Source organism: Psychrobacillus sp. BM2 (genome assembly GCF_048572895.1).
Taxonomy (GTDB): domain Bacteria; phylum Bacillota; class Bacilli; order Bacillales_A; family Planococcaceae; genus Psychrobacillus.
Genome location: NZ_CP183878.1, coordinates 2561030 through 2575449 on the forward strand (window position 1 = coordinate 2561030; position 14420 = coordinate 2575449).

At 37.3% G+C, this 14420-nt stretch carries 14 protein-coding genes; 2 read left to right on the forward strand and 12 right to left on the reverse strand.

Annotation, left to right across the window (positions count from 1 at the left end; all coding sequences use genetic code 11):
* Positions 1–5: 5 nt before the first annotated feature.
* The 6 genes from pfkA to ACN6MX_RS12545 all read right to left on the reverse strand — a co-directional run bounded on the left by pfkA (position 6) and on the right by ACN6MX_RS12545 (position 7626).
* The gene (gene pfkA / locus ACN6MX_RS12520) at positions 6–965 is read right to left on the reverse strand and encodes a 6-phosphofructokinase (RefSeq protein WP_419959233.1); all 960 of its coding nucleotides are present in this window, start codon (positions 963–965) and stop codon (positions 6–8) included.
* 84 nt (positions 966–1049) lie between these two features.
* On the reverse strand, positions 1050–2003 hold the full coding sequence (gene accA, locus ACN6MX_RS12525; protein ID WP_419959234.1) for an acetyl-CoA carboxylase carboxyl transferase subunit alpha: 954 nt from the start codon (positions 2001–2003) through the stop codon (positions 1050–1052).
* Entirely contained in the window at positions 1997–2869 is an 873-nt protein-coding gene (accD, locus tag ACN6MX_RS12530) for an acetyl-CoA carboxylase, carboxyltransferase subunit beta (RefSeq protein WP_419959235.1), read from the reverse strand. Before accD ends, accA begins: the two co-directional genes overlap by 7 nt.
* Complete coding sequence (locus tag ACN6MX_RS12535) at positions 2870–3514, reverse strand: FadR/GntR family transcriptional regulator (protein ID WP_419959236.1); 645 nt, start codon at positions 3512–3514, stop codon at positions 2870–2872.
* A 108-nt stretch (positions 3515–3622) separates the two neighbouring features.
* A complete protein-coding gene (gene dnaE, locus ACN6MX_RS12540) occupies positions 3623–6682 on the reverse strand; it encodes a DNA polymerase III subunit alpha (protein ID WP_419959237.1) in 3060 nt (1019 codons plus the stop codon).
* 14 nt (positions 6683–6696) lie between these two features.
* Entirely contained in the window at positions 6697–7626 is a 930-nt protein-coding gene (locus ACN6MX_RS12545; protein ID WP_419959238.1) for a DHH family phosphoesterase, read from the reverse strand.
* A 93-nt stretch (positions 7627–7719) separates the two neighbouring features.
* Between ACN6MX_RS12545 and ACN6MX_RS12550 the strand changes: the two genes are divergently transcribed.
* On the forward strand, positions 7720–8025 hold the full coding sequence (locus ACN6MX_RS12550) for a YtpI family protein (RefSeq protein WP_419959239.1): 306 nt from the start codon (positions 7720–7722) through the stop codon (positions 8023–8025).
* 198 nt (positions 8026–8223) lie between these two features.
* Here the strand turns inward: ACN6MX_RS12550 and ACN6MX_RS12555 are convergent, their stop codons facing one another.
* Complete coding sequence (locus ACN6MX_RS12555; RefSeq protein WP_419959240.1) at positions 8224–9531, reverse strand: DRTGG domain-containing protein; 1308 nt, start codon at positions 9529–9531, stop codon at positions 8224–8226.
* Positions 9532–9586: 55 nt separating this feature from the next.
* Positions 9587–10276, reverse strand: coding sequence for a metal-dependent hydrolase (locus ACN6MX_RS12560; RefSeq protein WP_419959241.1), 690 nt, complete (start codon positions 10274–10276; stop codon positions 9587–9589).
* Positions 10277–10400: 124 nt separating this feature from the next.
* Between ACN6MX_RS12560 and ACN6MX_RS12565 the strand changes: the two genes are divergently transcribed.
* The gene (locus ACN6MX_RS12565) at positions 10401–11492 is read left to right on the forward strand and encodes a M24 family metallopeptidase (RefSeq protein ID WP_419959242.1); all 1092 of its coding nucleotides are present in this window, start codon (positions 10401–10403) and stop codon (positions 11490–11492) included.
* Between the two features lie 40 nt (positions 11493–11532).
* On the opposite strand, the gene ACN6MX_RS12570 is transcribed toward ACN6MX_RS12565, so the two are convergent.
* From ACN6MX_RS12570 to ald, 4 genes are all read right to left on the reverse strand, one after another.
* Positions 11533–12294 carry a YqjF family protein gene (locus ACN6MX_RS12570; protein ID WP_419959243.1) on the reverse strand — a complete coding sequence of 254 codons (762 nt, stop codon included), beginning with the start codon at positions 12292–12294 and terminating at the stop codon, positions 11533–11535.
* 80 nt (positions 12295–12374) lie between these two features.
* Complete coding sequence (locus tag ACN6MX_RS12575) at positions 12375–12716, reverse strand: fluoride efflux transporter FluC (RefSeq protein WP_419959244.1); 342 nt, start codon at positions 12714–12716, stop codon at positions 12375–12377.
* Positions 12713–13069, reverse strand: coding sequence for a fluoride efflux transporter CrcB (gene crcB, locus ACN6MX_RS12580; protein ID WP_419959245.1), 357 nt, complete (start codon positions 13067–13069; stop codon positions 12713–12715). Before crcB ends, ACN6MX_RS12575 begins: the two co-directional genes overlap by 4 nt.
* Positions 13070–13135: 66 nt before the next feature.
* A complete protein-coding gene (gene ald / locus ACN6MX_RS12585) occupies positions 13136–14251 on the reverse strand; it encodes an alanine dehydrogenase (protein WP_419959246.1) in 1116 nt (371 codons plus the stop codon).
* Positions 14252–14420: the final 169 nt, after the last annotated feature.

Here is a 14420-nt window from a genome sequence, read left to right on the forward strand (position 1 = left end):
CCTCATTAGATTGATAGTTCTTTAGATAATTGATACATAGATATATCAAATTCTTCATGTTTTTCAAATGCTTCATTCATATCATAGTCTACCACTTGATGATTCTGTATGCCAATCGCACGCCCACCGTTTCCAGTTAGAAGAACTTCTACAGCTTTTGCTCCAAATAAACTTGCCAGCACACGATCGCGACCTGTTGGTGAACCACCACGTTGAATATGTCCAAGGACCGAAACTCTAGTCTCAATATCTGCTAAATCCTTAAGTTTACTAGCAAATTCTCCGCCACTCATCACACCCTCAGCAACAATAATAATACTATGCTTTTTCCCACGCTCTGAACCGCTTTTTAGACGTTCAACAATCTCATCCATATTTATCTCTACTTCAGGAATAATAATAGTTTCTGCTCCACCAGCAACACCAGCCCATAAAGCAAGATCTCCTGCATCTCTTCCCATTACTTCCACGATAAATGTACGTTCATGAGATGTTGCAGTATCTCTGATTTTATCGATACTTTCAATCACTGTATTTAAAGCTGTATCAAATCCGAGTGTATAATCTGTACCAGGAATATCATTATCTATTGTTCCTGGTATTCCTACACAAGGGAAACCATTTTCCGTTAACTTCATAGAACCACGATAAGAACCATCCCCACCGATAATTACTAATCCTTCAATACCATGAGCTTTTAGCTGCTCTATTGCTTTTTGTTGCCCTTCCTCTGTCCGGAACTCTGGACATCTTGCAGAAAATAGTTTTGTTCCACCTCTTTGAATAATGTCCCCTACAGAACCCAGGTCTAGAACTTCCATTTTACCATCAATTAAGCCTTGGTAGCCATGGAAAATACCAACTACTTCAAGCCCCTCATAGATGGCCTTTCTTACAACAGCACGAATAGCCGCGTTCATGCCGGGAGCATCTCCTCCACTTGTTAATACACCAATTCTCTTCATCTGTTTCTCCTCCATACAATGAATTTCATAATACAAGCTTATCATGAAATCAATTAAAAAAAAATGCGTCGTTTCTGACGCATTTTATTCATTAAATTCCCCAATATTTTTAAATTTAGAATATCGATTTTCGATTAGCTCGTCCGGTGTTAAATTCGCTAATTCCTTTAACGAAGTAAGGAGAGTTTCCTTCATATATTCAGCCTGGGCCTCTATATCTTTATGAGCTCCTCCATGAACTTCGGTTATAACAGTATCAATGATACCCATTTTCTTTAAATCAGGTGCAGTAATTTTCATCGCTTCTGCAGCTTGTTTTGCTAAGGATGCATCCTTCCAAAGAATGGATGCTGCTCCTTCTGGTGAAATAACAGAGTACGTAGAGTTTTCCAACATGTGAATATGATTAGCTAGACCTAATGCTAATGCTCCTCCACTTCCACCTTCTCCAATAACAACACTTATTACCGGTACTTTAAGTCCAGCCATTTCTACTAAGTTTCGAGCTATGGCTTCACTTTGGCCCCGTTCCTCCGCTGCTTTTCCTGGATAAGCACCTTTTGTATCAATCATACAAATAATCGGACGATTAAATTTTTCTGCTTGTTTCATTAATCGCAGGGCTTTTCGATACCCCTCTGGATGAGGCATACCAAAATTACGTTTAATATTCTCTTTTGTATCTAACCCTCTTTGATGTCCAATAATTGTTATTGGTTTTCCTTCAAACAACGCTATTCCACCTATAATTGCCGCGTCGTCTCCGTAAAATCTATCTCCATGAAGTTCAATAAATTTTGTACATAATAATTGAATATAATCTCTTGTTGTGGGACGACTAGGGTGACGAGCAACCTGTACCCGGTCCCAAGGCTCCATATTTTCATATATCTCTTGTTCTAATTTCTCTAGTCTTGCTTCTAGATTGACAATTTCTGCTGACATGTCTACGTCAGCACTCACTGTATACTCTTTCAATTCTTCTATTTTTGTTTTTAATTGTACAATTGGTTCTTCGAAAGGTAGTACTTTTACCATTTTGCGTCCTCCTTAGTCGTATGAAGATGAACAATGGAAGCAACTTTTTCCCGCATTTCTTTTCGATGAATAATGACATCTAGCTGCCCATGATTCAATAGAAACTCAGCAGTTTGAAAATCTTCTGGAAGTTTTTCTCGCACTGTTTGTTCAATGACTCGTCTACCAGCAAAGCCGATTAATGCTTTAGGCTCAGCAATATTAATATCTCCTACCGATGCGAAACTCGCAGAAACTCCTCCCGTCGTAGGATGCGTAAGAATAGAAATATATAATAGTCCATGATCGCTATGTCTTCTTAAAGCAACAGACGTTTTAGCCATTTGCATTAGAGAAAGAACGCCTTCTTGCATTCTTGCACCTCCACTTGCAGTGAAAATAATAAAAGGAATACCGAGCTCTGTAGCTTTCTCAACAGCTCTCGTAATTTTCTCGCCCACTACGGAACCCATAGATCCCATTCTAAAATGTGAATCCATAATTGCTACAACGACTTGTTGTCCATCCAGCTTTCCAACTCCAGTAAGAACAGCTTCGTTCAATCCCGTCTTTTGTGCATCCGCCTTTATCTTTTCCGTATAGCTTGGGAAATTCAAAGGATTCACTGTTTCTAGATGATCATCCATCGATTCAAATGTATTTTCATCTAGAAAAATTTCTACACGCTCCCAAGCAGTCATTTTCATATGGTGATCACAAGTAGGACATACTTTTAAATTTTTCATCAAGTCTTTTGTAAATACATTTTTTCTACACTCTGGGCATTTCATCATAATGCCTTCAGGTACATCATGTTTTGCTTTTTCAGTCGGTATTGTGGCGTATTTTTTCTTTTGATTTTTTCTAAATATATCTCGAATGCTCATTTATACATCTCCCCTATTAATTAGCAAAAGCCATTCATTATATAGAGATATCGCTTGGTTTTCTTCTCCATTTTGTAAAGCAGTAAGAAGTTTAATCCAAAGGGACTTCTCTTCTAGACTCATATTTTCTCGGTAAGGCTCTCCTGCAAACTGTTTCAACAAAAACCATATTTTTAAACTTAATCGATTATCAGAGATGATAATAATTTCACGAATAATATCTTCTCGAATTATTTCTTCTACTATAAGTTTTTCTTTAAAGGCGTCCCATATATGTAGTTCATAAAGTCTCTTGGAGTTACAAATCGTATGGATTGCATCCTTCTCTAATGCTTTTCTTGTTGTATGCACATCTTCCTTCGACTTAGACTCTTGTAGGATAAATGTGGATAGCAGCTCAACTAGCCGATGTTTGCGATAATCCGATAGAAAAGTACCTTCTCCTCGACGTGTTTCTATTAGACCGAGTAATTCTAAACTCCTAAGCGCTTCCCTAACTGTTGACCTGCCTACTTGAAGTCGCTCTGCTAGCTCTCTTTCAGAAGGCAATTTACCACCAACAGAAACATTTTCTTCTGCAATTAGTTGCCTTAACTGCTTGACTATTTCCAGAAACATTTTTTTAGGATTATTCGTTGGGTTCATTGAGCCTCACTCTTCCATAAATTACAAAGTGGTCTGACCACTCATAATTAATAGCATACAAAAGATTTGTACAAACGTAAAGAAAAAACTGCATATTAGATCAGCAGTTTACTTCTCCATATATTTAGTAATGATTTGAGAGCGACCATTTCTGCGTTCGGACTTTCCAGTTATAACAAGCATTTCCTGCTCTTTTAATAATGTATTGAATTTTGCATATTCCTCTGGAAAAAGGGTTACTGACAGGCTGGCAGTATCGTCCTGTACAGTTAGAAAAGCCATTGCTTCTCCTTTTTTTGTACGGATTCGTTTTATGTCCTGTATTAGACCGACTATCTTTACAGACATATCTTTTGTTGTCTGCAATATATCCCAAATATTTATAAATTTATCTGTCAACATTTTTTTCTTAGATACTGTAGGATGCTCTGAAAAGTATTGACCTAAAACTTCTTTTTCATATTGCAACTTCTCCATAATTGGAAGTGGATCTGATTTTATATGCTTCGACTTGCCAAAGTGAGAAGCATCTCCACCAAATAAATCGGATTCCTCTGTAGGACTTATCAATTCGGCATATTTAACTGCAGCATCTAAAGTAGACAGCAGAGTAGATCTCTCATAACCAAATTCATCTAGGGCACCTGCTTTGATCAATGGTTCTACATTTTTTCTAGTAAAATGAACTGCAGATAAATCGGAGGCAAACTCAAAAATATCCTCCCATTTGGTTTCTCTTTCTAAACGCTTCTGTAATAATTTTTGTATAAAATTATAGGAAACTCCTTTTATAGCTTGTAGCCCGAACCGCACCGCTCCCTTTTCAACTGTAAAGAAGTGTTGGCTACGGAATATGGATGGTGCTAAAATCTTCATGCCATTTTGTCTCATTTCCATCATTAGCTCATTTATCTTTGCTTGGTTGCCGGTAGCAACGCTCAATAATGCACTATAAAAAGCTACTGGGAAATGTGCTTTTAAATAAGCCATTTGAAAAGAAATAACACTATAGGCCACAGCATGACTTTTTGGAAAACCATAGTCAGCAAATCGAACGATTAAATCATAAACAGCTGATGCTGTTTGTTCGGAATGCCCCTGTTGAATAGCTTTTTGAACAAAATGTACACGTTCACTTTGTAAAACTTCTCGATTTTTTTTGCTCACCGCTCTACGTAACAAATCGGCTTCTCCAAATGTAAAGCCAGCCATTTTAGAGGCAATTTGCATAATCTGCTCCTGGTAAACTATAATGCCATATGTTTCTTTTAAAATTGGTTCCAATATCGGATGTTCATAAGTTACTGGTGCTTGACCTGCTTTGCGCTTTGCATATAAAGGAATGCTTTCCATTGGACCTGGACGAAATAGTGCATTGACTGCAACGACGTCTTCAAACTTTGTTGGATTGATTTGTTTAAGAGCTTGTCGCATTCCGGCTGATTCCAATTGAAATACACCTGTAGTATCACCTTGCTGGAGTAACTGAAAGGTCAATTCATCATCGAGCGGAATTTCGGATAATTTAAATGGATTTGATTGCTTATAATTAATGATTTTCAAAATTCTTTCAATAATCGTCAAATTTCGTAGCCCTAAAAAGTCCATTTTGAGTAACCCAACTTGTTCTACTTCCTTCATCGGCCATTGTGTCAAATAGACATCCTCATGCCCATTTTGAATAGGTATTACGTCCACTAACGGAACTGGTGATAATACCACCCCTGCTGCATGCGTAGAGGCATTCCTTGGTAGCCCCTCTAAAGCAAGTGCGACCTGAAACCATTTTTTTCGAATGTCTTCTGTTTGTATAAACTCACGTAATTTCTCAGACATCGTATATGCTTCTTTTAACGTGATCCCTGGCTTTGCAGGTATAAAAGATGAAATAGCCTCCAAAGTGGTGGACTCAAATCCAAACACTCTAGCAACTTCTCTAGCCGCTGCTTTTGCAGACAATGTACCAAACGTAATAATTTGAGAGACATAGTTCTTTCCATACTTCTCTACGACATATTGAATAACTTCCATCCTTCTCGAATCCGCAAAATCAATATCAATATCTGGCATTGTAATTCGTTCTGGATTTAAAAATCGCTCAAATAGTAAACCATAACGAAGGGGATCTACGTCGGTAATATTCAAAGAAAATGCTACAAGTGAACTGGCAGAAGATCCACGACCTGGACCAGTTAATATATTTTGTTGCTTAGCAAATTTCATAAAATCCTGAACGATTAAAAAATAGTCCTCATAGTTCATTTGGTTAATAATGGACAGTTCAAAATTTAGACGCTCTATATACGGCTTTGTAATTTCCTTAATCCGTTTACTCAGTCCATCCTCACAAAGTTCTCTTAAAAAGTCCTTAGAATTCTTCGTTTCAGGTAATGGATATTTAGGCATTATAGATGCTGGATCTTCCATGGCAACATTACAGCTATTTAGTAGCTGCTCTGTGTTTTCTATCCAGTTAGGAACATCAGAAAACCATTCACTCCATTCTTCACTGGAAAGGACATGAAGGGGATTGGAGGATGGCTTTAAGCGAGCATGATCATTCATTTTTAACGATTGATCCATCGCATTTAACACTTCATATGCAAAGGCATCTTCTTTTTCTATGTATCGACTCATATGGAATGCGGTAATTGGTATGGACAATTGTTCACCCAACTGAATGATTATTTCTTCGTGGTCCACTTTTTCACCATTTGGTCGCTCCATTGCTAGGTAGAAATGAACATTTCCAAATATACTTTGTAATTCGGTAAGCTGCTCTAACGAAGTAGAAGACTCTCCTTTACACACAGCGATCAATCCACTTTTATATGCTTCTAACCACCTCTTAGGTAGCGCGGTAATATCTCTGGTCTCGATACTACTCGATATTTTCAACAAATTTTCATAACCATTCTGATCTTTTGCATATAGCACCAGAGCCACAATAGTTGACTCTAATTGAACATTTATGGTGAGTCCAAATACAGGTTTAATCTTTTGCGCATGTAAAGCATGCCAAAAAGGCAGTAATCCATACAATCTACTATTTGTAATGGCAGCCGCCCTTGTATTATTTTGTTTTAGCTTTTGCGTAAGTTGTTCCAATTGTATTGTGCTTTTCAGCATATCCGCTGATGTCACAATTTGTGGATATACTGTTTTCATGTACACACCTCAATTTACAACATTTTTAAATCTTCTATAACCAACTCAGCTTCTTCCCATGTCTTCACGGCGGCTCCTGAAGCAAGTGGATGTCCCCCGCCGCCATACTTTTTGGCTATCCCATTGATAACAGGACCTTTTGAACGTAGACGTACTCGAATTTCAGAAGTATCTTCTATAAAGAATACCCAACATTTCATCCCCTTCACATCTGCTAAGGCACTTACTAGCAGAGAAGCTTCTGATTGATCTACTTTATACTTTTGGAGAATTTCCTTCGTTAGTTTAACATGACCTACACCAGTTTCATCCATTTCAAAGTTTGCATATACATAGCCTTTTAGCTGAAGGAGATTTCTTTCGACTTCATACATTCCATTAAATAACGTTGTGCTATCAAAACCATATGTAAGCAACTCTCCTGCAAAATCCATTGTCTGCTTGGTTGTACTTTGAAACATAAATCTACCTGTGTCTCCTACAATTCCTGCAAATAATAATCGAGCGATGGAAGCGTCCATTTTCCAATGTTTATATTTTTTTGCTTCTTCAAATAGTTCACAGATCATTTCACTTACCGAACTTGCTTCTGTATTTACCCACAGTAAATCACCATAGGCATCATCATTAGGATGATGATCTATTTTCACTAGAAAACTTCCCAGTTTATAACGGGCATCATCAATTCTTTCTGTATTAGCTGTATCTGTTACAATGATTAATGCATCTCGAAAATCCTCATCGGAAACATTATCAGGATGAGCAAGAAAATTTAGTGTGTCATCATGAGTGCCGGTTGCCATGACTTTCTTTGTGGGATAATTTAATGCAATGAGCTCTTTTAATCCGATTTGAGAACCATAGGCATCTGGATCAGGTCTAACATGGCGATGCAAAATAATTTTGTCATACTTTTCGATTGTGTCTATGATTTGTCTTTTCATCTGAAATTACCTCGCTTGTCTGGTTTTACTATTCGCATTTTTATAAATTTCCCTTTACAATAGATAGAAGGTTAACTTTATTGGAGGTTCATTATGTTTAATATTATATTAGTAGCTGCAATAGTAGTTACATTTGTTTGGTATTTTTATTTTAAAACGAAACAATTCCGTACACCATTACCTATTCGCAAAAAATGGTTTGGTGCAAAAGCTTCTGTATGCCTTGGTGCTTTTTTGTTATTTTTCGGTATTAATTTTTTAATCGTTTACCAGTCTTCTATAACATATGTCGTTGCTGGTCTGTTTATCTTGCTAGGTGGTTATTTTACATATCACAATGTAAAAGTGGCCAAGCATTACGGGCAATTCGTGGTAGAAGAATTATCAATAAATCAATGATGCAGCTAAACTAGCTGCATCTTTTTTTCTCATAAGACTTAAGATTTCCGTTACAGGCGGACGCTTTCCACTTCAATCAATTAAATGAGTAGAATTCTACATTTTAAATTTAACCAACATTACATGTGCCTCTTATTCAGTATATGCCTAGCTCGGACACCAGCTGCTCTCACGCAAGTCGACAATCTTCCACTACTCTTATCTTTCTAGCAACTGATACGTTACCATAGCTTTGCCAACTAATAGTTTGTCATTATAGACTTCAACATCCATCTTAGCTACTTTTCTACTCAGTTCTAACACTCTGGCTTGAATGCGTAGAATACTTTCTAGCTGAATTGGCTTAGTATAATAGATGGTCATATTCTCCACAACACTTTCCCCACGCTTTCGAATTTTCAAGGTTTGTGCTCCGGTTTCGGTTACTAATATCGTAAAAGCTCCATTGGACATTGCACCATAATGATCAGTCATTTGTGGTGTAACAACAAATTCAAATATGAAGTCTTCAGTAGAAATATTTTTTATTTGTTGCTTTACTATATCATCTATCGTTTCACCGTTTTGTGGTTGACGAGCGGCAGCCTGAAGTGCTTTTAATACATCCTGTCTACTAATGACACCCTCTAAATAATTTGTATCTCGCACTACAGGCAACAAATCTACACCTTCCCAAATCATTCGATGGCTTGCAGAAGATACACTTGTTTTCATCGTGACAGAAATCGGATTTTTCGTCATAACTTTTTCAATTGGTTCATTGTTCGATTTACCGATGACATCTCTCGCAGTAATAATGCCTACTAGTTTCTTCGATGCATCTACTACTGGGAAAACACCATGTGTCGTAACATCATTAAGCACTCGGTACTGTTTAACCTTATCTGTGGCGTACAAATACGATGTCTCCTGGAGTGGAATATATATATCCTCGATTAATAACACATCTTTCTTAATAAGTTGGTCATCAATTGCCCGATTAATCATCGTAGCTACAGTAAATGTATCGAAACTAGTGGATATGACAGGAAGCTCTAGCTCGTCCGCTAACCTTTTGGTATTCTCTGTAACATCAAAACCACCTGTAACTAATACTGCCGCCCCTGCTTGTAACGCAGTTTCATGAACCTTAAGGCGATTTCCTGCTATTAGCAGATTACTCGGTTCTACATATCGCATCATGTCTTCAAGTTGCATTGCACCAATGACAAATTTGTTTAATGTTTTATGCAAGCCGGTCTTTCCACCTAAAACCTGCCCATCCACAATGTTTACTACTTCTGCATAGGTCAAACGCTCGAAATGCTCTTTTTTCTTTAACTCGATGCGAATCGTTCCTACTCGTTCAATGGTACTGACTAGCCTTCTAGTTTCTGCTTCTTTGATTGCGCGATAGGCTGTCCCCTCACTGACAGTCAAATCTTTTGCTATTTGTCTAACAGATATTTTATCGCCAACTGGAAGTTTTTCAATGTATGCTAAAATTTGTTCATGTTTTGTTGTCATGTAGTCACATCCAAACGATTATTATACGTTTATTGTACCACATAAGCATCATTTCCTATTCACGAGTCCACTGAACAAAATCTCCTGCTTTCAACACTTGAACTTCTGCAGTCTCTACAAGACTTTTGAATATTTGTGGATCTTGTTTGATAGGAGGAAACGTATTATAGTGAACAGGTACTACAATTTGAGGTTTTAATAGTTGCACTGCATACGCAGCATCCTCAGGACCCATTGTAAAATTATCCCCAATTGGAAGAAATGCAACATCGATATCATGACGGTCCCCTATTAGTTTCATATCTCCAAACAAAGCTGTATCCCCTGCATGATAGATTGTTTTACCTTGTAACGTAAGAAGAACTCCTGATGGCATTCCGCCGTATATAATTTCTCCATTCTCTGTTGTATAAGAATTGCTATGAAATGCTTGCGTGAATTTCACTCTTCCAAAATCAAAATCATAAGCTCCCCCTATACCCATCGCATGCGTATTAATACCTAATGATTCGACATACTCAGCAAGTTCGAAAACCGCAATTACTGTGGCGTTATTTCTTTTTGCTAGGTCTACTGTATCCCCAAAATGATCATTATGACCGTGCGTCAATAAAATAACATCTACTTTTTCCTCGGATGCATTTAAATCTGTTTGTCCATTCCCTGTGATAAATGGGTCAATTAGGAATGTGTGCGTATTGGTTTTTATTTTCACTACTGAATGTCCGTGATAGCTTATTTGCATAATGTATTCTCTCCTTTGAATAATTATTTTAAAAGTACTACTCCTTATTATTCATTCAACGAAGATGCCAGAAATCCTTTATTCTGATATGCTTATAGTATTAAATTTAAAAAGAGGTGCCCATATGAATCAAACAGAAAAAATCCAATCATATCTACAGACTCATCAAATTGATGCAGCATTCATCACTACTCCAGACAACGTTTTTTACTTTACTGGATTTAGAAGTAACCCACACGAACGTCTTCTAGGTGTAGCAATCTTCAAGGAAGCTTCCCCTTTTATCATTTGTCCTAAAATGGAAATTCCAGATGCAAAAGCAACAGGATGGGACGAAGAAATAATCGGACATGAAGATACGGAAAATGCATGGGATATCCTCGTACAAAAAATGTCAGCAACAGCAGGTAATATTCAAAGTCTTGCCGTTGAAAAATCACATATGACTGTAGAAAGATTAGAGGCACTGGAAGAAAGAATTGCTGAACTTCAAGTTTCTAGAATCGATGAAAAAATTAATGACCTTCGTGTTATTAAATCAGAAGAAGAATTGGTTAATATGCGTAAGGCAGCTGAGCTTGCAGATTATGCAATTGAAGTAGGTTGCAAGGAAATTGCAGAAGGTAAAACGGAACTTGAAATTTTAAATGCTATTGAGTTAGCTGTAAAAGAAAAAGGGGCTGCACAGATGTCATTCGACACTATGGTGCTAAGCGGACCTAAAACGGCCTCTCCACATGGCACTCCCGGAGATCGTAAAATACAAAAAGGGGACTTTGTACTGTTTGACTTAGGCGTAGTTTATAATGGTTATTGCTCAGACATTACTCGTACAGTAGCATTTGGAGAACCTAGTCCAGACAAACGTGAAATATATGAAACGGTTCGCCGAGCAGAAGAAAGAGCGGTTGAAGCAGTAAAACCAGGCATCACTGCTATGGAACTCGATAAAATTGCGAGAGATGTCATTACAGAAGCTGGCTACGGTGAGTATTTTACACATCGTTTAGGACATGGGCTTGGAATTTCTGTTCATGAATTTCCATCAATTACGGGTGTAAATGATATGAAACTTGAAACAGGCATGGTATTTACAATCGAGCCAGGTATCTATCATCCGGAAATTACAGGCGTTCGTATAGAAGATGATGTAGTTGTAACAGAAAATGGTGTAGAAGTTTTAACGAAATTCCCAAAAGAATTACAAATTTTATAGTATACTTTGGAAAGCACTGCAAATCACCTGCAGTGCTTTTTTAGTTTTCAAATGCCTTTACAAGGGGCCACATACGTACCTCGATCTTTTTCGAGTAATGTAAGATTGGTTCATTATTTTCTAAAGCAAACCCTTGACTAGATAGCATTGAGTTCACTTTTATTTCAGATTCTGCCCGTTGCAGCAGCCAGGGGTGATGCAAAATGTCACAACGCAAAGGAAGACCTCTCCTATTTAACGTATAAAGACAATATCGTTCGACCAACCATTCATCGAAAGAGCCCTTCTCAGCAAAATAAGGCTCTGAGACCGGACGATAATCTGCTACGAACTGTGCATCCCCTCTTCTCCTTATGCTTTCATATCCAATCAAATCCCCAGTCTTTTCAACCCTCATATTTGCATGCATATATGGTAGGTGATAAAAATTTCTAGCTACTTTTACAGCAAGAAGATTCGTTGCATCTAGACTAAAAAAGTATACTCCTGGTTTTCCATCGATCATTACATATGTTCGAACATTAAGCTCCGGAAATTTATCAGTTCCTGGAATAGGAGGTATTCCACGCAATCGGATATCGGTCATATGAAACGGAACAACCCCCACCCAACACTTACCATCATAAGTATCTAAGGGCAGCACTTCAGGAATTAATTTACGTAAAACTTCGTATCTAACCGGAAAATGAGCAAAAAGTAAATCATTCCAAGTTTGCTTCATTACCCATGGTAAGTTGGGTAATGGCCATAATCTATGCCCATCATCCCAGTTCACTTTATTAGATTTTTGGTAATCTGTCATGAAATACTTAGCACCTTTCCACAATATCAACTAATATACGCTCACTATATTCATAATACCTTTTCCTCTAATTTCTTATACTAGAATAAGGAGTATCCAACATAAGCAAAAATAAATCCGCCTACATAAGTGATTAGAAAATACCTAAGCCAAGTTTTGGGATACTTTTGCAAAGAATATAGTTCTTTATTCAATGTAGAAAATGTTGTAATGGAACCTAGGAGTCCTGTTCCAATTAAGAGCATGTAGATTTCTCCTGCTTGACTACCAACCAACAGACCTAGAAAAAAGGAGCCAACTAGATTTACTATAAGAGTCCCATATGGAAATGCACCACTTGTGCTTTTGTTCAGCTTTTCAGAAATAATATATCGAATATTTGCACCTATAAATCCTGCAATACCTAGTAAAAGGATACTCATTTAATCACCTCATTTTTCCAGCCCAAATTACTCATAATAATTCCACCTACAATGCTAAGTGTAATATAAATTATCGCATGAACAATTTGTCCATCCTCTATCATCGTTATTGTTTCAACACTAAATGCCGAAAAGGTTGTAAATGATCCTATAAAACCTGTTCCAATAACTAACTTCAGTTTATTAGAAAACGGTAGCGTTCTGGAGGTTATAAAAGCCAACGCATAGCTTCCAACCAAATTGACCAATAAAGTAGCGGATGGAAATCCAGTTTCAGAGATGATAAAAATGCCTATCGAATATCTTGTAATTGCCCCTAAAGCGCCTGCGATTCCTATGTATATATACACCATGAAGATCACCCCATTAACTAGAAATCACTCAAAGCATTATTGCCTCGAGTGATTGATTTTAACATATTAGTTTAAAAGTGTAGTTACATCCACATAAGGTAGATCCTGTGCTTCTGCAACTGCTTTAAAGGTAACATGTCCAGCTAAAGTGTTAAGTCCTTTTTGAAGAGAAAGGTTATCTAGACATGCTTGTTTATAGCCTTTATTGGCAATTTGTAACGCATAAGGTATTGTCGCATTTATAAGAGCCATAGTAGAAGTTCTTGGTACTGCTCCAGGCATATTAGCAACAGCATAATGTACTACCCCATGCTTTTCATATGTTGGATTATCATGTGTTGTAATGCGATCAGAAGTTTCAAAAATCCCACCTTGGTCAATTGCAATATCAATCACGACAGAACCAGGAGACATCACTTTAATCATTTCTTCTGTTACTAGTTTCGGAGCTTTTGCACCAGGTATTAATACACATCCAATAACTAAATCGGCTTCTTTAACTGCTTCTGCAATATTATAGGGACTAGAAATTAATGTTTGGATGCTTGAGCCAAAGATATCCTCTAATTGACGAAGACGATCTGGGTTTAAATCTATGATTGTAACTTGTGCTCCCATTCCAATCGCCACACGAGCAGCATTGGCACCAGCGATCCCTCCACCTATGATTGCTACTTTCGCACGTGGAACTCCAGGAACTCCTCCAAGTAATATTCCTTTACCTCCATTAATTTGCTCTAAATACTGTGCACCAATTTGTGTTGCCATACGACCTGCAACTTCACTCATTGGAGACAATAAAGGTAATGTATTATTAGGCAATTGAACTGTTTCATAAGCAATTGCTGTAACTTTTTTATCCAGTAATACTTTTGTTAAATCTACTTCAGGTGCTAGATGTAAATACGTGAATAGAATCGACTCTTCGCGAATTAAGTCATATTCCGCATGAGTAGGTTCCTTTACTTTCATAACCATTTCTTGATCCCATGCTTCTTGTGCAGTTGGTACAATTTTTGCTCCTGCAACAATGTAGTCTTCATCAGTAAAGCTTGACCCAAGTCCAGCACCAGTTTCAATGAAAACCTCATGTTTATAATGTGTTAAACTTACTACCCCAGCTGGCGTCATTGCTACGCGATTTTCATTGTTTTTTGTTTCCTTTGGAATCCCAATACGCATTTTGCATCCTCCTATGTAAACCATGTTGTTGTGAAGATGACGCATTATTTGATCGCATCATTTCATACAAATCCATTTTATCATTTATATATTTAAAATACTGCAACAATTTAATATTCTCATCTATACGTTCACAAATAAGACTAAATAAAAATGGAAGAAAAGGAGG

What these genes read in the sequence shown, in the direction of transcription:
- pfkA (WP_419959233.1), bottom strand. Translation starts at nt 965, where the DNA reads ATGAAGAGAATTGGTGTATTAACAAGTGGAGGAGATGCTCCCGGCATG.
- accA (WP_419959234.1), bottom strand. Translation starts at nt 2,003, where the DNA reads ATGGTAAAAGTACTACCTTTCGAAGAACCAATTGTACAATTAAAAACA.
- accD (WP_419959235.1), bottom strand. Translation starts at nt 2,869, where the DNA reads ATGAGCATTCGAGATATATTTAGAAAAAATCAAAAGAAAAAATACGCC.
- ACN6MX_RS12535 (WP_419959236.1), bottom strand. Translation starts at nt 3,514, where the DNA reads ATGAACCCAACGAATAATCCTAAAAAAATGTTTCTGGAAATAGTCAAG.
- dnaE (WP_419959237.1), bottom strand. Translation starts at nt 6,682, where the DNA reads ATGAAAACAGTATATCCACAAATTGTGACATCAGCGGATATGCTGAAA.
- ACN6MX_RS12545 (WP_419959238.1), bottom strand. Translation starts at nt 7,626, where the DNA reads ATGAAAAGACAAATCATAGACACAATCGAAAAGTATGACAAAATTATT.
- ACN6MX_RS12550 (WP_419959239.1), top strand. Translation starts at nt 7,720, where the DNA reads ATGTTTAATATTATATTAGTAGCTGCAATAGTAGTTACATTTGTTTGG.
- ACN6MX_RS12555 (WP_419959240.1), bottom strand. Translation starts at nt 9,531, where the DNA reads ATGACAACAAAACATGAACAAATTTTAGCATACATTGAAAAACTTCCA.
- ACN6MX_RS12560 (WP_419959241.1), bottom strand. Translation starts at nt 10,276, where the DNA reads ATGCAAATAAGCTATCACGGACATTCAGTAGTGAAAATAAAAACCAAT.
- ACN6MX_RS12565 (WP_419959242.1), top strand. Translation starts at nt 10,401, where the DNA reads ATGAATCAAACAGAAAAAATCCAATCATATCTACAGACTCATCAAATT.
- ACN6MX_RS12570 (WP_419959243.1), bottom strand. Translation starts at nt 12,294, where the DNA reads ATGACAGATTACCAAAAATCTAATAAAGTGAACTGGGATGATGGGCAT.
- ACN6MX_RS12575 (WP_419959244.1), bottom strand. Translation starts at nt 12,716, where the DNA reads ATGAGTATCCTTTTACTAGGTATTGCAGGATTTATAGGTGCAAATATT.
- crcB (WP_419959245.1), bottom strand. Translation starts at nt 13,069, where the DNA reads ATGGTGTATATATACATAGGAATCGCAGGCGCTTTAGGGGCAATTACA.
- ald (WP_419959246.1), bottom strand. Translation starts at nt 14,251, where the DNA reads ATGCGTATTGGGATTCCAAAGGAAACAAAAAACAATGAAAATCGCGTA.